Origin of the sequence: Streptomyces sp. ML-6, assembly GCF_030116705.1 — a bacterium.
Lineage (GTDB): Bacteria > Actinomycetota > Actinomycetes > Streptomycetales > Streptomycetaceae > Streptomyces.
On sequence record NZ_JAOTIK010000001.1, the window covers coordinates 3,614,703 to 3,636,043 of the forward strand.

19 protein-coding genes, 1 tRNA gene and 1 pseudogene are annotated in these 21,341 nt (G+C 69.9%); 13 read left to right on the forward strand and 8 right to left on the reverse strand.

The genetic code is table 11. From position 1 onward, the window contains the following. The first annotated feature begins 35 nt into the window (after positions 1 to 35). Positions 36 to 2,303, forward strand: a complete 2,268-nt coding sequence (locus tag OCT49_RS15830; protein ID WP_283852533.1) for a (Fe-S)-binding protein — start codon at positions 36 to 38, stop codon at positions 2,301 to 2,303. A gap of 196 nt (positions 2,304 to 2,499) precedes the next feature. Then, positions 2,500 to 3,477 carry a Yip1 family protein gene (locus OCT49_RS15835; protein WP_283852534.1) on the forward strand — a complete coding sequence of 326 codons (978 nt, stop codon included), beginning with the start codon at positions 2,500 to 2,502 and terminating at the stop codon, positions 3,475 to 3,477. A 121-nt stretch (positions 3,478 to 3,598) separates the two neighbouring features. Here OCT49_RS15835 and OCT49_RS15840 read toward each other — a convergent pair whose 3' ends face one another. Together OCT49_RS15840 and dcd are read right to left on the reverse strand one after the other, a co-directional pair. Beyond that, on the reverse strand, positions 3,599 to 4,114 hold the full coding sequence (locus tag OCT49_RS15840; RefSeq protein WP_283852535.1) for a phosphoribosyltransferase: 516 nt from the start codon (positions 4,112 to 4,114) through the stop codon (positions 3,599 to 3,601). Between the two features lie 6 nt (positions 4,115 to 4,120). Continuing rightward, positions 4,121 to 4,696 (reverse strand): dCTP deaminase, encoded by a 576-nt coding sequence (gene dcd, locus OCT49_RS15845; protein WP_283852536.1) that lies wholly within the window; start codon positions 4,694 to 4,696, stop codon positions 4,121 to 4,123. 466 nt (positions 4,697 to 5,162) lie between these two features. Here dcd and OCT49_RS15850 point away from each other — a divergent pair. Together OCT49_RS15850 and OCT49_RS15855 are read left to right on the forward strand one after the other, a co-directional pair. After that, positions 5,163 to 5,236: transfer RNA gene (locus OCT49_RS15850), tRNA-Gly, on the forward strand. 170 nt (positions 5,237 to 5,406) lie between these two features. Next, on the forward strand, positions 5,407 to 7,062 hold the full coding sequence (locus tag OCT49_RS15855; protein ID WP_283852537.1) for a hypothetical protein: 1,656 nt from the start codon (positions 5,407 to 5,409) through the stop codon (positions 7,060 to 7,062). Positions 7,063 to 7,134: 72 nt separating this feature from the next. On the opposite strand, the pseudogene OCT49_RS15860 reads toward OCT49_RS15855, so the two are convergent. The 3 genes and pseudogenes from OCT49_RS15860 to OCT49_RS15870 all read right to left on the reverse strand — a co-directional run bounded on the left by OCT49_RS15860 (position 7,135) and on the right by OCT49_RS15870 (position 9,240). Beyond that, a pseudogene (locus OCT49_RS15860) lies at positions 7,135 to 8,321 on the reverse strand (tyrosine-type recombinase/integrase). Next, complete coding sequence (locus OCT49_RS15865; protein ID WP_349632827.1) at positions 8,321 to 8,578, reverse strand: excisionase family DNA-binding protein; 258 nt, start codon at positions 8,576 to 8,578, stop codon at positions 8,321 to 8,323. Before OCT49_RS15865 ends, OCT49_RS15860 begins: the two are co-directional and overlap by 1 nt. A 149-nt stretch (positions 8,579 to 8,727) precedes the next feature. Further along, a complete protein-coding gene (locus OCT49_RS15870) occupies positions 8,728 to 9,240 on the reverse strand; it encodes a helix-turn-helix domain-containing protein (protein ID WP_283852539.1) in 513 nt (170 codons plus the stop codon). 270 nt (positions 9,241 to 9,510) lie between these two features. On the opposite strand from OCT49_RS15870, the gene OCT49_RS15875 reads away from it, so the two are divergent. From OCT49_RS15875 to OCT49_RS15890, 4 genes are all read left to right on the forward strand, one after another. Further along, a complete protein-coding gene (locus OCT49_RS15875; RefSeq protein ID WP_283852540.1) occupies positions 9,511 to 10,767 on the forward strand; it encodes a DUF3631 domain-containing protein in 1,257 nt (418 codons plus the stop codon). A gap of 198 nt (positions 10,768 to 10,965) precedes the next feature. Continuing rightward, a complete protein-coding gene (locus OCT49_RS15880; RefSeq protein WP_283852541.1) occupies positions 10,966 to 11,763 on the forward strand; it encodes a DUF2637 domain-containing protein in 798 nt (265 codons plus the stop codon). Positions 11,764 to 12,032: 269 nt separating this feature from the next. After that, complete coding sequence (gene mobC / locus OCT49_RS15885; RefSeq protein WP_283852542.1) at positions 12,033 to 12,479, forward strand: plasmid mobilization relaxosome protein MobC; 447 nt, start codon at positions 12,033 to 12,035, stop codon at positions 12,477 to 12,479. After that, positions 12,480 to 14,147 (forward strand): relaxase/mobilization nuclease domain-containing protein, encoded by a 1,668-nt coding sequence (locus tag OCT49_RS15890; RefSeq protein WP_283852543.1) that lies wholly within the window; start codon positions 12,480 to 12,482, stop codon positions 14,145 to 14,147. 45 nt (positions 14,148 to 14,192) lie between these two features. Here the strand turns inward: OCT49_RS15890 and OCT49_RS15895 are convergent, their stop codons facing one another. Together OCT49_RS15895 and OCT49_RS15900 are read right to left on the reverse strand one after the other, a co-directional pair. After that, on the reverse strand, positions 14,193 to 14,759 hold the full coding sequence (locus OCT49_RS15895; protein WP_283852544.1) for a peptide deformylase: 567 nt from the start codon (positions 14,757 to 14,759) through the stop codon (positions 14,193 to 14,195). After that, positions 14,756 to 15,706 (reverse strand): helix-turn-helix domain-containing protein, encoded by a 951-nt coding sequence (locus OCT49_RS15900; RefSeq protein ID WP_283852545.1) that lies wholly within the window; start codon positions 15,704 to 15,706, stop codon positions 14,756 to 14,758. The genes OCT49_RS15895 and OCT49_RS15900 overlap by 4 nt, the downstream gene beginning before the upstream one ends. A 164-nt stretch (positions 15,707 to 15,870) precedes the next feature. On the opposite strand from OCT49_RS15900, the gene OCT49_RS15905 reads away from it, so the two are divergent. Genes OCT49_RS15905 through OCT49_RS15920 form a run of 4 tightly spaced genes read left to right on the forward strand, consistent with a single transcriptional unit; the run spans position 15,871 to position 19,860 of the window. Next, positions 15,871 to 17,031 (forward strand): glycosyltransferase family protein, encoded by a 1,161-nt coding sequence (locus OCT49_RS15905; protein ID WP_283852546.1) that lies wholly within the window; start codon positions 15,871 to 15,873, stop codon positions 17,029 to 17,031. Then, positions 17,028 to 17,732 (forward strand): hypothetical protein, encoded by a 705-nt coding sequence (locus OCT49_RS15910; protein WP_283852547.1) that lies wholly within the window; start codon positions 17,028 to 17,030, stop codon positions 17,730 to 17,732. The genes OCT49_RS15905 and OCT49_RS15910 overlap by 4 nt, the downstream gene beginning before the upstream one ends. Continuing rightward, complete coding sequence (locus OCT49_RS15915) at positions 17,729 to 18,970, forward strand: glycosyltransferase (protein WP_283852548.1); 1,242 nt, start codon at positions 17,729 to 17,731, stop codon at positions 18,968 to 18,970. The genes OCT49_RS15910 and OCT49_RS15915 overlap by 4 nt, the downstream gene beginning before the upstream one ends. Then, positions 18,970 to 19,860 (forward strand): glycosyltransferase family protein, encoded by an 891-nt coding sequence (locus tag OCT49_RS15920; protein WP_283852549.1) that lies wholly within the window; start codon positions 18,970 to 18,972, stop codon positions 19,858 to 19,860. The genes OCT49_RS15915 and OCT49_RS15920 overlap by 1 nt, the downstream gene beginning before the upstream one ends. Here OCT49_RS15920 and OCT49_RS15925 read toward each other — a convergent pair. Then, positions 19,818 to 20,321: a P-loop nucleotide/nucleoside kinase family protein gene (locus OCT49_RS15925; protein ID WP_283852550.1), complete on the reverse strand. Its 504-nt coding sequence runs from the start codon at positions 20,319 to 20,321 to the stop codon at positions 19,818 to 19,820. The genes OCT49_RS15920 and OCT49_RS15925 overlap by 43 nt on opposite strands. 98 nt (positions 20,322 to 20,419) lie before the next feature. On the opposite strand from OCT49_RS15925, the gene OCT49_RS15930 reads away from it, so the two are divergent. After that, positions 20,420 to 21,337: an FkbM family methyltransferase gene (locus tag OCT49_RS15930; protein ID WP_283852551.1), complete on the forward strand. Its 918-nt coding sequence runs from the start codon at positions 20,420 to 20,422 to the stop codon at positions 21,335 to 21,337. Positions 21,338 to 21,341 lie beyond the last annotated feature (4 nt).

Sequence of the window (21,341 nt, forward strand, 5' to 3'; positions counted from 1 at the left end):
TGGATTCCACCCTCGCAGGCCCGAGGAGCCCCCAAATGCAACTCGCCGCGATCATCGTGTCGCTGGTCCTGATCGTGGTAGGCGTGGCCCTGTTCCTCCGCGCCCTCCTGCAGATCTTCAACTTCATGCGGCTCGGCCAGAACGTGCCCGCGGGCACCCGCACGGACGAGCCCGCCCAGCGCACCCTCACCGTGGTCAGGGAGTTCCTCGGCCACACCCGGATGAACAGCTGGGGCATCGTCGGTGTCGCGCACTGGTTCGTGGCGGTGGGCTTCTTCTCGCTGCTGCTGACGATCGTCAACGCCATCGGCCAGCTCTTCAAGGCCGACTGGATCCTGCCGGTCATCGGCGACTGGGCGCCGTACAACGTCTTCGTCGAGTTCATCGGCACGATGACCGTGCTCGGCATCCTGACCCTGATCGTCATCCGCCAGCTGGCCCATCCGCGCAAGCCGGGCCGCAAGTCCCGCTTCGCCGGGTCCAACTTCGGCCAGGCGTACTTCGTCGAGGCCGTCATCCTCATCGTCGGCGTCTGCATCTTCATGCTGCACGCCCTCGAAGGCGCCCAGCACCACGTCGACAGCTACGAGGCGTCCTTCTTCATCTCGTACCCGGTCGTCAGCTGGCTGGAGGGCATGGACGTCTCCACCCTCCAGAACCTCACCTACTTCTTCGCCGGCCTGAAGATCGCAACCTCCTTCATCTGGATGATCACGGTCGCCCTGAAGCAGGACATGGGCGTCGCCTGGCACCGCTTCCTGGCCTTCCCGAACATCTGGTTCAAGCGGAACGCCGACGGCGGGACGTCGCTCGGCGCACTGCTGCCGATGACCTCGGGCGGCAAGGAGATCGACTGGGAGGACCCGGCCGAGGACGCCGTCTTCGGCGTCCCGCAGATCGAGCAGTTCTCCTGGAAGGGCCTCCTCGACTTCTCCACCTGCACCGAGTGCGGACGCTGCCAGTCGCAGTGCCCGGCCTGGAACACCGGCAAGCCGCTCTCCCCCAAGCTCCTGATCATGTCGCTGCGCGACCACGCGCACGCCAAGGCCCCGTACCTGCTGGCCGGCGGCGGCAAGACCATGGAGGGCGAGGAGAAGGCCACCGAGGAGCAGCTCAAGGACGTCCCCGCGGCCGCGCTGGCCGAGGCCGAGCGCCCGCTGATCGGCACCGTCGAGGAGAACGGCGTCATCGACCCGGACGTCCTGTGGTCCTGCACCACCTGCGGCGCCTGCGTCGAGCAGTGCCCGGTCGACATCGAGCACATCGACCACATCGTCGACATGCGCCGCTACCAGGTGATGATCGAGTCCGCGTTCCCGTCCGAGGCGGGCACGATGCTCAAGAACCTGGAGAAGAAGGGCAACCCCTGGGGCCTCGCCAAGAAGCAGCGGGTGGAGTGGACCAAGGAGGTCGACTTCGAGGTCCCGATCGTCGGCAAGGACGTCGAGGACCTCACCGAGGTCGACTACCTCTACTGGGTCGGCTGCGCCGGTGCCCTGGAGGACCGGGCCAAGAAGACCACCAAGGCCTTCGCGGAGCTCCTGCACATCGCGGGCGTCAAGTTCGCGATCATGGGCGGCGACGAGAAGTGCACCGGTGACTCGGCCCGCCGCCTCGGCAACGAGCCGCTGTTCCAGCAGCTCGGCCAGGAGAACGTCGCGATGCTGAACATGGCGTTCGGCGAGGACGACGAGGACGACTCCACGAAGAAGGCCAAGTCGGCCAAGAAGATCGTCGCGACCTGCCCGCACTGCTTCAACACCATCGCCAACGAGTACCCGCAGCTCGGCGGCGAGTTCGAGGTCATCCACCACACCCAGCTGCTCCAGCACCTCATCGACGAGGGCAAGCTGATCCCGGTGACCCCGGTCGAGGGCCTGATCACGTACCACGACCCCTGCTACCTGGGCCGTCACAACAAGATCTACACCCCGCCGCGCGAGATCATGGACAAGGTCCCCGGTCTGCGCCAGCAGGAGATGCACCGCCACAAGGAGCGCGGCTTCTGCTGCGGCGCCGGCGGTGCCCGGATGTGGATGGAGGAGCGGATCGGCAAGCGCATCAACAACGAGCGCGTCGAGGAAGCCCTCTCCCTCAACCCCGACATCGTCTCCACCGCCTGCCCGTTCTGCCTCGTCATGCTGACCGACTCGGTCAACGGCAAGAAGAACGAGGGCAAGGCCAAGGAGTCGGTCCAGGTCGTCGACGTCTCGCAGCTCCTGCTGGACTCGGTCAAGACCCCGGTCGACCCGGCCGGGGAGGCCGAGGCGGAGGACGCGCCGGAGCCCGAACCGGCGAAGTAAATCCGCCCGCAGTACCGCCCGCAGCACGGAGGAAGCGGCCGGCCCGCCACTGAGCGGACCGGCCGCTTCCGCGTTCCGGCAACCCCCGCCGGGGCGCCCCGGGTTCCCCCTAAGGGATGTCACAGCTCGGCCGCAATGGCGGGCAGGGGCCCCAGGCCCTCTGACCGCGCCGACGCGGACCAGGTACGTTCGACGAGTGGCTGGATTCAGGATCGGACGCGGCCGGGACAACCGCACCCCGCAGCAAGGGCAACAGCAACCGCGGCAGCAGCCGTACGGCACACAGGCACCACCGCCGTACGGGCAGCAGCCCTGGCCCCCGGCAGGAGGCAACGCCGCCCCGCCCCCGTACAACAACGGCGCCCCGGGCAACGGCGGCTACGGCTACCCCGGCGCTCCCCAGCCCGGTCACGGCCCCGGCGGCCACGGCGGTCCGGGCGGCCACGGGGAGCCGGAGTACTTCGGCGACCCGTACAACCCGCCCCAGCACCCCCACGGCTCCCCCCAGCAGGGCGACCCGTTCGCCGCCGACGCCCCCGGTCACACCCGGGCGTTCAGCATCGGCGAGGACCCCTACAACTACAACGACGGCGACACCTACCGCGCCGGCCAGGCACCCGCCCAGCCCACGGGCCCGCGGCTGCCCTGGAAGGAACTGCTCTCCGGGCTCGTGCTGCGCCCGGCGCCGACGTTCCTGCAGATGCGCGACTACCCCGTCTGGGGCCCGGCGCTGATCGTCACGTTCCTGTACGGCCTGCTCGCCCTCTTCGGCTTCGACCAGGCCCGGGACGACGCGATCAACGCGACGATCTCCACGGCGGTGCCCTACGTCGTCCTCACGGGCGTCGGCTTCGTCATCGGCGGTCTGGTCATGGGCGCGGTCACCCACACGCTCGCCCGCCAGCTGGGCGGCGACGGCGCCTGGCAGCCGACCGTGGGCCTGTCCATGCTGATCATGTCGATCACGGACGCGCCCCGCCTGATATTCGCGCTCTTCCTCGGCGGCGAGAACTCCCTGGTCCAGATCCTGGGCTGGGTCACCTGGCTGGCCTCGGCCGCGCTGTTCACCACGATGGTGAGCAAGTCGCACGACCTGCCGTGGCCGAAGGCGCTGGGCGCGTCCGCGATCCAGCTGATCGCCCTGCTGTCGATCCTCAAGCTCGGCACGCTCTGACCCACGCGGTCACCACCGCACCGCACGGAATTCCGCCGCACCGGCACCGCAGAGGACCCCGGCACGAAGTGTGCCGGGGTCCTCGTTCTTCCCTCTGCTTTTCTTCCGGATCCCCGCCGGATCAGGCGTCGAGAACCTGCCCGCTGCGCCGCACGACGGGCTTCTCCACGCTCCACGGGAAATTGATCCAGCGGTCGGTCTTCTTCCACACGTATTCGCACTTCACGAGCGAATGCGACTTCTCGTAGATGACCGCGCTGCGCACCTCGGCGACATGATCGATACAGAAATCATGCACGAGCTTCAGCGTCTTCCCGGTGTCGGCGACGTCGTCGGCGATCAGGACCTTCTTGTCCGAGAAGTCGATCGCGTTCGGAACGGGCGCCAGCATGACCGGCATTTCCAGGGTGGTGCCCACGCCGGTGTAGAACTCGACATTCACCAGATGGATGTTCTTGCAGTCCAGCGCGTAGGCGAGCCCACCGGCGACGAACACCCCGCCGCGGGCGATGCTCAGCACGACATCGGGCTCGAACCCGTCGTCCGCCACGGTCTGCGCCAGCTCCCGCACGGCACGGCCGAACCCCTCGTAGGTCAGGTTCTCCCGCACGTCGTCCACGTCATTGCTGCTGGTCATGGGGCATCACACCTGAGTCCGATGGAAATTCATGAACGACCGCGACGCGGTCGGCCCCCGCTGGCCCTGGTACCGCGACCCGTACCGCTCGGAGCCGTACGGGAACTCCGCGGGCGAGCTCAGCCGGAACATGCACAGCTGGCCGATCTTCATTCCCGGCCACAGCTTTATCGGCAGTGTCGCGAGATTCGAGAGCTCCAGGGTCACGTGCCCGGAGAAACCGGGGTCGATGAACCCCGCGGTCGAATGCGTCACCAGCCCGAGCCGCCCCAGCGAACTCTTTCCCTCCAGGCGCGACGCGAGATCGTCGGGCAGCGAGATGACCTCGTACGTCGAGGCGAGCACGAACTCACCGGGATGCAGAATGAACGCCTCGTCCCCGTCCGGCTCGACCATGCGGGTCAGATCGGCCTGCTCGACGGCCGGGTCGATGTGGGGATAGCGGTGGTTCTCGAACACCCGGAAGTAGCGGTCGAGCCGCACATCGATGCTGGAGGGCTGCACCATCGACGCGTCGAATGGATCAATGCGAACACGTCCGGCGTCGATCTCGGCCCGGATGTCCTTGTCTGAGAGAAGCACGTCCCGAGGATACGCAAAACGCGCGGGCCCTCCCCACCCAGGGACCGCCCGCGCGCCTGCCACCCGCTCCTACCGCCGCTCGAGCACCACCGGCACGGCATGCCGCAACCGCGCACAGCGCGGACAGCGAATGAGCCGCCCGGGCCCGATCCGCCCGGCCCCGAGCTGCTGCATCGGGAACGAGGAGGTAGCGAAAACGTGCCCTTCGGCACAGCGGACGACGGTGCGCTCCATGGAGTCCATCAAGTCCCTTCCCCAACAAGCCTTGGACGAGACCGCCACATTAGGGGATGAACGGGACGCCGCTCCATGCGGCACTCCGACCCCCCACGCTACGCCCTCAACTCCCGCCCACAGAAACCGCGTCCACCCCTCCGCACAGCAAAAAGGTCCCACGGCTCGAACGCCGGGGACCTGGCATGAGGTACAGTATCGAGCGATGCGAGCTGCTCGGGCGGCTCGCTCCGCGGGTGTAGTTTAATGGTAGAACATGAGCTTCCCAAGCTCAGAGCGCGAGTTCGATTCTCGTCACCCGCTCCATGACGAAGGCCCTGGTCGGAGACCAGGGCCTCTTTGTTGTTTAGACCTGTCGGGGGTCGCGTGCCATTCGCGTGCCATTCGAGACCTCGGGAATCCATCAGCCTGAGCCCGTGCCTGATTCCCCTCCCTCTGCGACGGCGCGCACGACAAACTGGCGGGAGGAGGGCTACATGGCAAGCGCCACATCACGCTGGGAGCTCGTGGCACAGCGAGCAGACGACTACGAGACAGCAGTCGCCGTGCTCCTCAACCTGCTCAACCCTGAGGTGCTCCGCGTCGACGGCGTCGGCGGAGACGGCGGGAGGGACGCTCTCTTCCGCGACGGCAGCACGCTGGCCATCTACGAGATGAAGTCGTTTACGGGCAGGATGACTCCCGCCCGGCGCACGAAGGTCGAGCGATCGTGGGCCCGTGCCGCCCAGCACCGGCCCACGTGCTGGACGCTTGTGGTCCCGATCGACCCCAACCCAAAGGAACTGGACTGGTTCGACGGGCTTCGCTCCCGCTCCCAGTTCCCGCTGTCCTGGTGCGGGTTGAACTGGCTGAAGGCACGAGAGATCGAACAGCCGGCATTCGCGCACTACTACCTCCACGAGGGCCACTGGACCACGCAGGAGGTCATGCGCCGCCTCGCCGACGGGGAACTCGTCAGCGTGGCAGACGGGCCGGCCGCGCTCGCCCGCGTAAGAGAAACCGTGGAGCAGCTCAACAGAATCGAGCCGCATTACCGGTTCACCGTGACCGCGGGACCGACCGGGGAGAGCATCTCTATGGAGCCCGCCTACCGAGGCGCCGAAGTAGACCGCCCGACAACCCTCAGTTTCCAGGCGTCATTCCCTGACACTCCCGCTGGGCGCGACGCGCGTGAGGCGTGGGAGCGCTTCACAGATTTCGGCGACCCTGTCGAGCTCACCGGCGACCACCTCTCGCGGTTGGTCCTTGACCTCCCCGCCGGCCTCGGCGTTCACAGCGATCCTCCGGCCCCTTCCACGCTCCTTCGCCTGGGAGCAAACCAGCAATCAGGCCCGGTCATCCCTGCGCGGGCTCTGATCGAGGACGCGGACGGGCGTCGGCTGGCATCACTGCCCGTGGATCTCCAGGTACGCCACAGAGGCAGGCGAGGCGCGGTTGCCACTGGTACCGACCGCACGGACTCACTGAAGATCGTCTTGCGGCTGGACGTGCAGAATCAGACCGCAGAGACTTCCCTGTCCATGTCGCCGGTGCCTGGACTTCAGCCTCACGACCGGTTGTCTCTGCTCCGGTTCGCACGACAGGCACGCGCGCCACACCGATTCCAGCTCCACCTGAACAACAAGGCCGTGGGGCCTTCCGTCCCCTGCGGAGAGGTGAAGAACGACACGATCAGTGACCACGTCCTGGACGAGGAGATCACACTCATGGAGGACCTCAGCGAGGTCCAGCGGCGTACAAGCACTCCTTTTGACGTGCCGCGATCCATCTCTCCGGCAGACGTGGCAGCCATCCGACAAGCTCATCAGCTTCTCTGCGGGATGAGCGTCGAAGTGCCACCGTCCCTGGCTCATTGGAACCTCGCACGACCTGCCGATCTCCCGGAGGCCGCCAACCAGCTCTTGGTGGTCGGTGAGCGCCTCGAGTTCGCGGTGCAAGAGCGCGAGTTCAGTCTGGAGATCTTCGGCCAGCCGGTGCCTCTCGGAACGGCTGAAGTAACAATGCCAGCTGCTCAGATCACGGCTGTCACCCCGGCTGAGGACGGCGGTGCGGACATCATCACCGCACGGCCGTTCACTTCTCGCACACGCAGGACGGTACGGCTGCTCAATGCCGAACCGGAAAGTACCTGACCGACGCCTCCAACAGGCAGCCAGCTCGTCAAGCCGGCCAAGACGGCGGGCCGACGAGCTGGAGCCCTCACATCACCTTTCTAGGCGCGCACCACGAGGCACGTGCGCAGACGCGTTGCCCGCAGTACTGCGCTTGATCTCTGCCCGCTGGCGGCGGACGTCGGCGTCGATGTCGTCTGCGAGCTTGCGCTGGTGGGCCTTGGTGGAGTGCTGGTAGATCAGCTGGGCGCGCTCCGAGGACTGGCCGGCGCGGACCATCAGATCCTTCAGCTTTGCGCCGGTGTCGGCAGCGAGGGTGTTGCCGGTGTGCCGGAGGTCGTAGAAGCGGAACTCCTTCGGTAGGCCGACCGTGTCGCGGGCCTTGCGCCATTTGTGGCCGAAGGTGGTGCCCCGATGGGCGGGGCTCCCCGCTCCCCCACGAAGACGAGGCCGTCGGGACCGTCCTGGGCGAACCATTCCAGGTGCCGGCGGATGTCGAGGAGGATGAAGGAAGGGAGCATGATCTCCCGTTTGCCCGCTCGGGACTTGGGGTCGCCGATGACCCGCCGGCCCGTGTTCAGTTCCGGGGCCGCGCGCCGTACCCGTACCGAACCGGCGTCGAGGTCGACGTCCGAGCGGCGCAGCTCGGCCAGTTCCTCCGGGCGCATGGAGGCGAAGGCCCCGAGAAGGACCATCAGCCGCCAGCGGATGCCGATGGCCTCGGCGAGCGCAAAGACCTCCTCGACCGTGGCCACCGGCCGCTCGTCCGCATCCTCGCGGCCAGCCCCGCGAATGAAGCAGGGGTTCCGACGGAGCAGGTCGTCCTCGACCGCCGTCTGCATGATGGACTTGAGCAGGCGGTACGACTTAGCGACCGTGGTGGCGCCGGTCGCCTTCCGCCGTTCCGCGCGCCAGGTCCTGACCTTGGCAGGGCTGACGGCGTTGACGTACTGCTCCCCGAAGGTCGGCTCTAGGTGGAGGCGGAGCAGCCGCCGGTACAGCTCCTCGGTCGTGGCCGCGACCCCGCGCTCGTCGATCCAGCGCGCGGCGTACTCGGCGAACAGCACTTCACCGGCGGTCGGGTCGATCCAGTCGCCGCGCGACTGGTCGGCCTGGACCTGGGCGAGGAACACCTCGGCCTCGCGCTTCGTCTCGTACGGCTCGGGGGCGGGCCGCAGGACGCCGTCGGTGCCGGGGTAGCGCGCCTGCCAGCGGCCCGAGGGCAGTTTACGGATCGCCCCGAAGGTGCGACGAGGGGCTCGCTTGCGGGAAGGGGGCATCAGGCGGCCACCCCATAGCGGGAGCGCCGGGCGCGGACGGGTTCGACGGTCCGTTCCACGATGTAGGCGGTCAGAACGCTGTCGGCGATGCGGACGTGCTTGCCGAGTTTCACGTACCGGATCCGGCGTTCCTGGATCAGCCGGCGGACGAAGCGGACTCCGGTGCCGAGACGTGCGGCGGCTTCGTCGACCGTGAGCAGGCGGTCAGTGGTGCTCGCCTCCCCCGCCGTGCGGGGCTGGGCGGAGGCGTGGGGTATCGCGGTGTGGCGCAAGCGGGGTCCTCTGCTGGCCTCGGCGTGTGGGGCGGCAACCCCGGCCGGGCCGGTCGTTCAGGGATGGGATGGGCTGGGTTTGCGAATGAGGCCGGGTCCTGGGGTTTGCGGGCCAGGGCGGCCACTAGAAGTGGCTACGGCAGGAGCGGGTTCGGGGTCCCGAACTCCTCGATATTGATCTTGTTGATGTTCTCGGCGATGGCGTTGCTGACCATCACGTCGGCCTCCCGGCGGATTTCCGGGTGCTCATCGAGGTAGGCGATGAGCTCGTTGTTCGCCCTGCGGTACGCGTGCTGGGCTCTCTGGGCAGCGGCGTTGGCGGCCACCACGGTGTCGATCAGCTCCACGGCACGGCCGGCGGCAGCGAGGCCCGGCGGGCCGACGAGGTTGGACAGAGAGACCCCGAAGACGTCGGCGAAGCCGATGGCCTCGTCGAGGTTGATGCGGCGCTTGCCGTTCTCGATACGCCAGACGCCCGACGGGTTCATCTCGTAACCGGCCTCGTTGAGGCGGTCGGAGAGCGTCGTGGTGCTCCAGCCGCGCCGCTCGCGCTCGAACTTGATGCGCTTGGCGGCGTTCTCCTCGCCCTGGAGCAGGACACCTTCCAGCTCTTGCTCGCGCTCCTGCACGCGCTCGTCGTCCGACATCGATCCCCCCTTCCTCTCGCAGCGCGCCGCTGCACCTTGCAGGGCCAGTGAAACAGTACACCATATGCTGCGATTTGCAAAGCACCGCTGCGTGGTGCATAGTGATGAACATGCCGGTTCCCTGCGCTCCGGCATGCAAAAAGCCCCCCGGTGCTAGCGACACCGAGGGGCTCAAGCGCAAACCTCACGCCACCCATCCCTGAATGACTACCTGCATGGCCGGGATTGCCGTCCCGTATGGCCCGCAGATCGAGAAGCTCAATGTTCAGTATGGACGAAGCCGCACCCCACGCGCCATCGCTTCGCGCCGCGTGGCCTCCGGTGGCCATACCCGGCCGACCCGCCACACCCGAGCCGGAGCCGTCGCCCGAGCCCGGTCCCGTACCGCCCTCCGAGGGCAACCAGGCACTGTCCGACCTCCAAGCGCAGTTCCGCCGCTACGTCGTCCTGCCGAGCGAGGACGCCCTCACGGCGGTGACGCTGTGGGTCGCGGCCACGCACCTGCAGACCGCGTGGCAGCACGCCCCTCGCCTCGCGGTCGTCAGACCCGCGAAGAGGTGCGGGAAGTCGCGGCTCCTCGACGTGGTCACCGAGACCGTCCACGACCCGCTGATCACGGTCAACGCCTCGGCCGCCGCGGTCTTCCGGTCGATCACCGAGAACCCGCCGACCCTGCTCGTCGACGAGGCCGACACCCTCTTCGGGTCGGCCAAGGTCGCGGAGAAGAACGAGGAGATGCGCGGCCTGCTCAACGCCGGCCACCAGCGCAACCGGCCCACCCTGCGGGTCTCCGGCCCGAACCACGAGGTGTCGAAGTTCCCGGCCTTCGCCATGGCCGCCCTCGCCGGGATCGGCGATCTGCCGGACACGATCATGGACCGGTCGGTCGTGATCCGGATGCGACGGCGGGGGCCGAGCGAGAAGGTCGCCGAGTTCCGCACCGTACGGGACACCCCCGCCCTCCACGCCGTACGGGACCGGCTCGTGGCCTGGCTCGGCCCGCTCCACGACACCGCTCTCGACCTCACCCCGCCCATGCCGGTCGAGGACCGCGCCGCCGACACCTGGCAGCCGCTCGTCGCCGTCGCCGACCTCGCCGGCGGCACCTGGCCCGAGGCCGCCCGCGCCGCCTGCCTGGCGATGACGAAGCACGAGGCCGAACAGGACCAGGACAACAGCACCCTGAACCTCCGCCTCCTCGCCGACATCCGCCGCGCCTTCGCCACCGAAGGCAACCCCGGCCTGCTCCGTACCGGCCGCCTCCTCGGCATCCTCAACGAGGACACCGAATCGCCCTGGCCCGAATACAAGGACAAGGGCCTCACCGCGCGCGGCCTCCAGCTCCTGCTGAAGGACTACGGCATCAGCGCCGCCAGCCACCGCTTCCCCGACGGCCTCCAGGCCAGGGGCTTCGCCCGCGAGCAGTTCGCCGACGCCTGGGCCCGTTACTGCCCCGAGCCCGCCGCACCGGCCACCGCCCTAGCCGCCGAGCCGCTGTTCCTGCCGGTCCCCGCACCCAGCGCCTGACCCACAACGACCCGTCCCCACCCGTCCCCTCGCAGGTCAGGGCCGGGACGGGTCACCCGCCCGTGACGGGTCAACCCGATGTCACGGCCCTCACCCGTACCGGCGCTGACCAGGCATGCGACGAGTCGGGACGGTTCCCACCCGCCACCGGCCGCGCGGCCACCTCAGCCTCCCCCTGAGCTTCCGGAGCACCCTCCCTTGTCCTCCCCCAGCACCACCGCACCTCCCTCCGCCCTCCCCGTCCTGATCCGTACGGGCGTCGCCCTCCTCGCCATGGCCGCCTTCGCGCTCTCGTACGACGCCCTGCGCCAGATGGCCGCCGCCAGCCACATCCACCGACTCCTGACGTACGCCTTCCCGCTGGTGATCGATGGCTTCATCGCCATCGGCATCGGCGCCCTCCTCGTCCTGCGCACCGCACCCCTGCGGCCCCGCCTGTACGTCTCGGCCCTGGTCGGCATCGCCACGGCCACCAGCATCTGGGCCAACGTCCTGCACGCCGTCCGCCTCAACCAACAGACGCGGCGAGGCGGGCTCGCCCTGGACGACATCACCGTCGGCGTCATCTCCGCCATCGCCCCACTCGCCCTTGCCGGCGCCGTCCACCTCTACCTCCTCGTCCAGCGCCGCCCCACCCCCGCGGAACCTGCGGCCACCGAGACCACGCCTCCGGAGCCCGGCACACCGCCCGCCACAACCGAGCCGGTCCCCGCCGAAGACGAGACTGACGAGGGCGACGCCGCCGACGAGCAAGTGGCTGATCCGGAACCGCCGCCCGCCCCCGAGGACGGCAAGGCGCCGATCGCCACGTACGAGCAGGTGCTCGCCATAGGCCGCACCGCCCGCCTGGGACGAGACGGCCGGGTCTCCCGCCGCCACATGGAGACCGCCATCCGCGCCCAGGGCCTCAGGCCCGGTGGACGCGAACGCCTCGAAGAGGCCAGGGCCAAGCTCCAGACCGAGCTCGACCAGCAGCTCGCCAAGACCGCCGCATAGCCCCGACCCCAACCAACAGGCCGCTCGCCCCGGAACTCCTTCGGGGCGAGTACCGCTTCGTCCTCCCCCACCGATTGGAGAGCCCGCCGATGCACGCTCAGCCCGCCCCCGACTCCCCGGACACCGCCCAGCAGCCGGCCACCCACCCAGCCCCGGGCGGAGCAAGGTATGGCGTTGGACCGTCCAAGGGCCGGTCCAACGCGGAAGCCTCCGCCCCTAGGGTGGCGGAGGCAGGTCCCCGGCGCGAGGGCGCACCGGGGGCGTGGGGTGTGCGTGCCGCCGATGAGGCCGCGCTGCATCGTGTCGCCCGTCGCCGTGCCCGCCAGGACGTGCAGCGCCGAGAGCGTGTCGATGTCGGCTACAGCGTCGACGAGAAGCAGGCAATCCTCGTCGAGGCTCGTCGTCACAATCTGGCCAGCGCGCACCTCGTCGGCGCCATCGTCATGGCCCACCTGGACAACGATCTCGCCCTGCCCGCCGAGCGTGCCGCCACCGATGATCTGATCGACGAGTTCGCCGCTCTGCGTACCGAGCTCGCCAGGATCGGCACGAACGTGAACCAGATCGCCCACCGCCTCAACGCCGGCGGCGACGCACACTCTGTGGACGCCGCCGTCCTCGCCGAGGCCTGCCGACTCGTGACGACCGTGAGGCAGACGGTCGCGGCGGTCGACACCGCCGCCGATGTGGCCGCCACGAACCACCGGGCGGTCTGATTGATCGCGAACATCGTCAAGCCCGGCCACAAAACACGGGGCGTCCTGAACTACCTCTACGGACCGGGCCGCGCCAACGAACACACCGACCCCCACCTCGCCGCCTCCTTCGACGGTTTCGCCCCTGACCCCGGCCGCGACCCCGACGCCACCCTCGCCCAGCTCGCCGCCGTCCTCGACCTGCGGGTCAAGCAGGCCGGCCACAAGGCGCCGAAGAACCACGTCTGGCACTGCTCGATCCGCGCCGCCCCCGAAGACCGCCACCTGACCGACAACGAGTGGGCCACCATCGCCCGCCGCGTCCTCAACGCCACCGGCATCGCCCCGACTAACGACCCAGACGCCTGCCGCTGGATCGCCGTCCGTCACGCCGACGACCACATCCACATCGTCGCCACCAAGGTTCAAGGCGACCTCCGCCCGCCTAGGAACTGGAACGACTTCCTGCGCGCCGACAAGGAACTCGTCGCCATCGAGAAGGAGTACGGGCTCCGCCAGGTGCCGCGAGGTGACCGCACCGCTGCCAAGCGGCCGACCCGCGCCGAGCAGGAGAAGGCCCGCCGGACCGGCAACGCCCGAACCGCCCGGGAACACCTGCGCACCGTCGTCCGCACCGCCGTCTCGTCGGCGGCCACGAACACCGAGGAGTTCTTCCGGATCGTCGAGGGGGCCGGAGCCCTCGTCGACGTCCAGTACTTCCCCTCCGGGGACGTCCGCGGCTACAAGGTCGCCCTCGACGACGACACCAACGCCCACGGCGAGCCCGTCTGGTTCTCCGGCTCCACCCTCGCCCCAGACCTCTCCTACCCGAAGATCGCCGAACGCCTCATGGCCACGGCCTCAACGCCGGCGGAATGGGCTGACGCCCCGGTCTGGCGGCGACTCACCCGCGCCGTCGACGGGATCCCCGACAGCCTCGCCCACAGCGAGGACGACGCTGGACAAGCCCACATCACCGTCCTCGCCGAAGCCCTCGACACACTCCCACTACTCGCTCCGGCCGCCATCCGGCCCCGGCTCGTCGAGGCCGCCACCGCCTTCGAGCGCGCCGCCCGGTCCCGCGTCCGCGCCCATCACCAGCAGGCCCAGGCCATCCGCCGGGCGGTGAAGGCGATCCTGCACGAACCCGCGCCGAAGGACGGAGCCCTCCTCGCGATCGTCCTCGACGCTCTCCTGCTCGCGGTCATCGCCGCCCAGCACTGGCACCGCGCCCGCGGCCACCACCAGCAGGCCGAGGCCGCGCAGCGTGCAACCACGCACCTCCGCGTGGCCTACCAGACCGCAGTCACCGAACCCCTGACCGCGCTCCACCACCGGGGCCAGCACCTCGCCCCATGGCTACTGAAGCAGCAAGCCGCTACGGTGCGCCAAGCACTGCCTGACCTGGCCGAGCAGATCCTCGCCGAACCCGACTGGCCCGCCCTCGCCGCCACCCTCAACGACACCACAGCAGCCGGCCGCGCTCCCTCCGCGCTCCTCACCCAGGCCGCCCGCCACCGAGAACTCGACACCGCCACCAGCCTCAGCGAAGTCCTCACCTGGCGCTTGAACCGCCTTCGAGAACCCGTCGTCAGGAAGCCCCCGCGCAACAAGATGGAAGGGCGAGCCCAGCCCAGTTCTGCTACCACACCGCGAGCCGTACCGCCGGCTCGGCCAAGGCCCCGGTGACTTGGAAACGACCCGAGCTTCGCCCAGGGCCGGCCAGGTGGACTGTCACTGCTCGTAGGCCCATGCGCGGCCGGTCTGGCGGTACTGCTCGACGGGGATGGGGGTAACGCCGGTGCGCATCCGCGCGGTGTAGAGCAGGCCGTCCAGGTGGTCGATCTCGTGGTGGATCAGGCGGGCGAGTCCGCGTTCGTAGGTGGTGGTCGCCACCTGTCCGTCCAGGGTCGTGGTCTCCACCGTGATCCGAAGGGGGCGGGGGACCAGGCCGCGGACGTCGAAGAACGACAGGCAGCCCTCGTACTGCTCGTCCGCGTCACTGGAGCAGTCGGTGATGCGGGGGTTCAGCATGACAACCGCAGGGGTGTCTCCGGGGGGCTGGACCACGGCGGCGGCCCTGCCGATCCCGATCTGAGGGGCCGCGAGACCCATGCCCTTGGCGAACGGGTGGACCTGCCGGATCCGCTCCATGGCGGAGAACATCTGCTCGACGGCCTGCTCGGCCGCCTCGCGCTCGGCCGGCAGGGCGAAGGCGCGGACGGGCTCGATGAGGACCGGAGCCCCGTCTTGCACGACGCCGAGGTCCCGCATCTGCTCGCTGGGCCGCACCTGGTTCACGTGAACTCCCCTTGAATCATGTCCCGTTCGGTTCGGCCTCGGAACCGCCATTCCAGACGGTACCGGGCGTGGAGTGCGGGTGTGGAGGTGCTCCAGGAGAAGATCCGCATCCCGTTCTCCTCGCGCTGTATCGGGGCCGTCCGCAGCGGTGCGGCCTCGGCGGTCATGGAGGTCTCGGTGCCCCACACGGCGGGGTCGAGTGCGGTGGGGAAGGCGAGTTCGACCGCCAGGTGCTCGGTGGGCAGGCGGACGGCGCGCTGGAACCAGCGGCCCCACTTCTCGTCGCCCACCGAGTAGGCGTACTCGATCCAGACCGACTCGCCCGGGTAGAGGGGGAAGCGGCCCTCGCTGTTCTCGAACGCCAGCCACACCTCCTTGAAGGCGTCGCGGTCGTGCTTGGTCTGCCAGTGCATCACCTCGCCGCGGCAGGTCGCGGTCAGGGCGAGTTCGTCCCAGGTCAGTGGGTGTTCGCGGTAGTGGGCGTTGGAGCGTTCGGGTTCGCCGGGGTAGCGGTCGACGCTGATGCGGATCAGGTAGCGGGTGATGGGTTCGCTGCCGGTGTTCCGCAGCAGTCGGCGCATCGTCAGCCGGTAGTGACTGCCGTCGTAGTCCAGACGGGCCGCGTCGTGCTCGACGACGATCGCCGAGCCGGTCGCGTACGGCTGCTCGGCTCTGCGGGGAGTCGGCGTCGGCGGCGCCGGTGCGGTGCGGGCCTTGGCCGCCTCGTAGTCCAACCATCGCCGCCAGATGGCCTTGCCCGCGTTCAGCGCCTCCTCCGCGCGCAGCGCGAAGTCCTCCGTCGGCTTGTGCCGGCCCGACTCGACATGGCTGACATAGGACGGGTCGAAGCCCATCCTTCTGGCTAACTCCCGCTTGGCGAGGCCCCGTACCTCGCGCCAGTGGGCCACATCCGCCGCGAACGCCTCGGCCGCTTGCTCGGCCGTCAAGGCATCATCCCGCGCGTCCAACAAAGCCCCCGCCCTGGCTGCCGGATGAGATGAGTGAACCGTGAGTGATCTCGATTCACCATTCTGTCACGGTCGCAGTCACGCGTTTCCTTCCTTCACCGGCCCAGGTCGATCCCCGGGCCCCAAGAAGGAGGGTCGCAGCGATGCACGTGCTGTATCTGCTCAATGTCTCCAACAGCAGTCAGCTGACTGCTGATTCCGGCTTCACCTTCGCCGACCTGCTCGCCCCGGCCCTGACCGACGCCGGGGCGGAGGTGACCGTGGCTTCCCCCGTCCCGGTCGGCGACGCCCGCGTGCACTTCGCGCTCACCACGTCGCCGTCCACCAAGTACCGGGCTCGCTTCGACCCGGGCATGGACGCCCTGGTCGCCCTGTTCCGTGACCGGCGGCCCGAGGTGGTGGTGGCCAACCAGATCGAGGCCGCTCCCGCGATTCGGGCCGCGCTCCTGGAAGCCGGGGTGGATGCGCTGGTCGCGGGCTACTGCCACTACCTGCCGTTCTCCTTCGCCGACACCGGCACGGGCACTGTAGAGCTGGACCCGGCGATGGACGACGGCGGCCTCGGCCGGAGCGTGTTGCTGGCCTTCGCCGCCGGTCTCGCAGCCTGTGACCGCGTCCTGGTCCACTCCTCAACCGCCGCCTCCTGGACCACGGCGGCAGCCGCCCGCGCCGGCGTCGACCTCGGCGAGAAGCTGCGCATCGTCCCCGCCCCCAGGGACGTACGGCTGGTGCGCGACCCTGCCGACATCACCCCGCCCGAGGGCCGGGCCACCGGCATCTACAACCACCGCCTGTACGCGCATTACGGCACCGCTCGCTTCACCGGGCTCGCCCGCCACCTCGTCGCCGACGCCCCGGTGCGGCTCACGGTGATGGACCTGTTCGGCACCCGCAGCCCCGAGCGTGTCCGCCTTGACCCCAGCCCCGAACGGCACCTGGAAGAGCTCGCGACCACAGACGGCGTCGCCATCGCCTCCGACCGTGGCGACCGTGTCCGCTACCGCGACCTGCTGGCCGGCGCCCATTTCGGCATCGCCCCCTTCCGGCCCGGCTGCCCCTGGTCCATGTCGGTCATCGACTGCCAGGCGATGGGCCTGCCCGTGATCGGCCCGCGTACCGGCTGGCTGGCCGAGCACATCGACAACGAGCTGCTGTTCGACACCGACGAGCAGGCCGTCCGGATCGTTACCCGCCTCGCCACGGACCCCGAGTTCTACCTCCTGCACGCCAAGCGCGCCCATGCCTCCACCACCGACCTCGCGCCCGCCGCGGTGGCCGCCCGCTACCTGGAGGCGATCCAGTGACCGGCTTCGACGCGGTCCAGCTCTCCTACGACGAGCCGCTGGCCGGCTCCCTGCACAGCCGCCTCACCCGGGTACTGGGCGGCAGCGTCAAGCGCCTGCACGGGGTCCGCGGGATGCGGCGTGCCTACCGGCTCACCGCCGAGCTGGTCGACACCGAGACGTTCTTCCTCGCCGACGGCGACTTCGCCATCGACCCCGAGTTCTCCGCCGCCGCGGTGGAGCCGCTGGCCGACGGGGTGGCGATGCGGGTGTGGCAGGCCGTGAACCCGGTCAACGGCCTGACCTACGGATACGGCGGACTCAAGCTGATCCGCCGCTCGGCGCTGCGGGAGATGGGCCAGGCCGTCGACGTGCTGGCCGCACTACCCGGACGGGTCGAGTTCTGCCGCCAGACCGCTGGCATCACACGGTTCAACCAGAGCCCGTTCCACGCGTGGAAGGCAGGCTTCCGCGAGTGCGCGATGCTCGCGCGCGGCAGCGAGTACGGCATGACCGACGCCTCCGCCCAGGAACGTATCGACGCCTGGACGTCCAGCCGCGACGGCGAGTACGGCACCTACGCTGCGGCCGGTGCCCGCGACGGGCTCGACTTCGCCAAGACCGTCGCCAGCAGCCCTCCGCGCTTCGAGGTACTCAACGACCCGCCCTGGCTCCACCGGCACTTCACCACCCTGTACGGCGAGCAGGCGGTCACCGGATGAACACCGTCCCTGGGCCGCTGGTGCTAATCGAGCCGTACGCGCACCGGGGCGGCGGGCACCATCAGCGCACGCTGACGGCGCTCGCCGCCGCGCGGCCGAAGAGCCTGGTTGTCGTCCCCGGCGGACTGGGCGAGGACCTGGGCCCGCTGGCGCGGTCCGGGGCTCGGATCGCCGTCGGGCCGGCCGGCCCGACGGCGAGGGTCCTGCTGGCCGGGGCGTGGGCGGCGGAGCGTGTCTCGGCCGCCGGTCAGCGGGCCTTCGCCTCCCGGAGTTGGCCGCAGGGAGTCCGCAGGTTCCCGCACCAGGTCACGCTCCTCACCCGGTGTCTGACCGAGGCCGCGTGCCTTCGCACCGCGCGCCGCCTCGCCCCGCAGGCGGCGGCCGTGGTGATCCTCAGCGCGAGCGAGGCCCTGCACGGCGCCGCCACCCTGCTGGGCGGCGTCCCGCACCTGCGGTTCGTCCACGAGGTGGTCACCACCGAAGACCGTCCGGTCCGGTGGCTGGGCCGACTCGCACGCCGGGGCGAGAAGCGGGTGATCGCGCTGTGCCCGACCGCCGACGTCCGCGACCAGGTCGCAGCGGCCTTCCCCCGCCTTCGCGGTGAGGTGCGGCCGTTCGCGGTCGACGACGGACGGCGGCTGACCGACGCCGAGCGCAGCGGCGCCCGCGCCGCCTTCACCATCCCCGCCGACGCGAGGGCGGTGTGCCTGGTCGGCGGCTGGTGGCCGTACAAGGACATCGCCACCATCGACGCGGCCCTCGCCCGCCTCACCACCCAACTGCACGTCCTGGTGTGCGGCACCCCGCTGGACGACACCCTCCTCGACCGCTGGCACCGGCTGCCCCACGTCCGCCTCCACACGGTGCCTGGCCCGGTCGCCGACGAGGTCCTGCGGCTCGTCTACGCCGCCGCCGACGCGGCCCTCGTCGCCCGCAAGCCCGGGGTGGGCAAGGAGTCGGGGCTGGTCATGGACGCCGCCCGCCTCGGTGTCCCGCTAGTCGTCTCCGCGCACGACCACGAGCTGTCCGCCCGGCTGACCGGGAAGCTGTGGGTCCGGCTCTTCCCGGCCGGAGACCCGGACGCCCTCGCCAAGACGCTGGACAAGCTCACCGCCGAGGCGCCCGCCCGGCCGGGACCGACGGCGCCCACGGCACTGGACATGCACCCGGCGGCCGAGCAGGCCGCCTTCCTCACCGACACCTACGCCCGCCTCCGTGTGGCCAAGGAGCGCTGCTGATGTTCGTCCCTCCCGCCCTGGTCGCGGTCGTCGGCCCGGTCGAGCCGGCCCTGCTGGCCGCCTGGACCGCCCACTACCGCCGGCTCGGCATCGAGCGGTTCCACCTCGCCTTCCACTTCCCCGACCACGTCCCGGACGCCTGGCGGCACCAGCTGATCGCGGCCTGCCACGACCTCGGCATCGCCCCCGCCCAGATCAGCACCGGCCCCTGGCACGAGCACACCAACACCCAGCTCCGCGACTCCCTGCGCGAGCAGGCCGGGAACGGCTGGCACCTGCTCGCCGACTCCGATGAGTTCCAGACCTATCCCGCCCCGCTGACCGACGTGCTCGCTCAGGCCGGGGACGCCGGGCAGAAAGTGGTTGGCGGCCTGATGCTCGACCGCGTCACCAACGACGGCCGCCTGGCCATGTGGCGCCCGGGAACCGGCCTTGACCGGGCCTTCCCGCTCGGCGGGCACCTGACCCGCCGCCTCCTCCAGGGGGACCCGCGCAAGATCGTCCTCGCCCACTCCTCGGTGACCGTCGCGTCCGGAAACCACCGCGCACCGGGCCACAAGCCCGACCCGAGCACGCTCGCGTGCGTACACCATTTCAAGTGGCATTCGGGCGTCCTGGACGACCTGCGCCAGCGGGTCGAGCGGTTCACCTCCGGCGAGTGGGCCGAGCACACCCCGGCCGTCCGCAGCGAGGCGTCCCGCCTGCTGCAGCACATCGACCGCCACCACGGCCGCATCGACGTCTCCGACCCCCGCCTGGGCTTCCGCCGCGTCACCCTCGACCGCCTGCCGGACGACTGGGCCGCCGAAGCCGCCAAGCTCGCCACCACCTGGCGGCCTCCGGCGCCTCAGAACCAGCCAGGTTCCATGATCTCCTCGCCCTCGCCCTGAGGTGCCTCGAAACGGGCGAAGAAGTCGTCCAGGGCCTCCCGCGTCACGAGCAGCGCGTTCGCGTCTCCCCGCGCGTTGCGCTCCCTGAGCCTGCGCAGCAACTCGTCGCGCTCCACCGGGAAGTACAGCAGCCGCCACCGGCCGCCGGCGGCCTCCACCAGTTCCTTCATCTCCTCGCGGTCTTTGCGCGGCCACAGCCCGTGATCCCAGACCACGTCACGGCCCTCGGCGACCAGCTCGGCCAGTCGCCGGTGCAGCTCGGCGACGACCGGAGTCTCCTTCTCGAAATACGTGTTCTCCGGGTAGTCGACGCCATACCGGCCGTGCCGCTCGTAGACGACCTCGTCCACCGACAGCCGCACCGCTCCCTGCGGCTCCAGCACCCGCTGGGCGTAGGTCGTCTTCCCTGAGCCGGTGAGCCCGACCAGCAGGTACACCACCGCAGTGTCGCTCACAGCCACGACCAACTCCCCTCAGCACCACCAGCGTTCTCTCGCCAGTCTGTCACCACTGGCTGGCCCGGGCCCCGTTCCCAGGCCGCCGTACGAAGGAGCCGCCCATGTCCGCCTCCGTCCTCGCCCACGCGCTACGGGCCTACGTCCGCCACGCCCCAGGCACCGTCGGCAAGGCCCGGCTCGTCGGCCGCTTCCTCGACAAGCGCCTGCGCACCCACCCGCTCCACACCACCGCCCGGCTGCGTACCGGCGACATGGTCACCGTCACCACCAGCGACGTCATCCAGCGCTACCAGTACCTGTTCGGCGAGTGGGAGCCGAACCTGAGCGCCTTCCTCCGCGACCGGCTCCGCCCCGGGGACACCTTCATCGACGTCGGAGCCCACCGAGGCGCGTTCGCCCTCCTGGCCTCCCACGCAGTCGGCGCCCACGGCCGCGTAGTCGCCATCGAGCCCCACCCCCGGTTCCACGACGTCCTGACCGCCTCGGCCACCACCAACCGCCGCACCAACATCCGGGCCGTCCGCTCCGCTGCCTCCGAGAGCCACGGCACCCTGACCCTCTATCTGGAAGACCCCGCCAACCTCGGCCACACCACCGCCATCCGCCCCCGCCGCGTCCACGAGACCGTTGAGGTGCCCACCGCGCCCCTGGCCGACCTCGTCAGCCGGACCGAACTTGCCGCCACCCGGATCATCAAGATCGATGTCGAAGGCGCCGAAGCAGCCGCGATCCGCGGCCTCCTGCCCGCGCTCCCGCACCTGCGCGACGACGCGGAACTAGTCATGGAAGTCACCCCAAGACTCCTGGCCAAGCAGGGCGAGAGCGCCGCCGAGATCCTCGACACCCTGCGCGAACACGGCTTCCACGCCTACACGCTCACCAACGACTACGACCCGGCCACCTACCCTCGAGCCATGTGCCGGCCGCAGCCGCCCGTCCGGTGCACCGAACCCCCAAAGGAGATGACCGACCTGGTCTTCTCCCGCACCGACGCCGACCACCTTGCAGCCGGGCGCTGAACAC

What these genes read in the sequence shown, in the direction of transcription:
- OCT49_RS15875 (WP_283852540.1), top strand. Translation starts at nt 9,511, where the DNA reads ATGGACGAAGCCGCACCCCACGCGCCATCGCTTCGCGCCGCGTGGCCT.
- OCT49_RS15830 (WP_283852533.1), top strand. Translation starts at nt 36, where the DNA reads ATGCAACTCGCCGCGATCATCGTGTCGCTGGTCCTGATCGTGGTAGGC.
- OCT49_RS15930 (WP_283852551.1), top strand. Translation starts at nt 20,420, where the DNA reads ATGTCCGCCTCCGTCCTCGCCCACGCGCTACGGGCCTACGTCCGCCAC.
- OCT49_RS15870 (WP_283852539.1), bottom strand. Translation starts at nt 9,240, where the DNA reads ATGTCGGACGACGAGCGCGTGCAGGAGCGCGAGCAAGAGCTGGAAGGT.
- OCT49_RS15920 (WP_283852549.1), top strand. Translation starts at nt 18,970, where the DNA reads ATGTTCGTCCCTCCCGCCCTGGTCGCGGTCGTCGGCCCGGTCGAGCCG.
- OCT49_RS15915 (WP_283852548.1), top strand. Translation starts at nt 17,729, where the DNA reads ATGAACACCGTCCCTGGGCCGCTGGTGCTAATCGAGCCGTACGCGCAC.
- OCT49_RS15840 (WP_283852535.1), bottom strand. Translation starts at nt 4,114, where the DNA reads ATGACCAGCAGCAATGACGTGGACGACGTGCGGGAGAACCTGACCTAC.
- OCT49_RS15855 (WP_283852537.1), top strand. Translation starts at nt 5,407, where the DNA reads ATGGCAAGCGCCACATCACGCTGGGAGCTCGTGGCACAGCGAGCAGAC.
- OCT49_RS15905 (WP_283852546.1), top strand. Translation starts at nt 15,871, where the DNA reads ATGCACGTGCTGTATCTGCTCAATGTCTCCAACAGCAGTCAGCTGACT.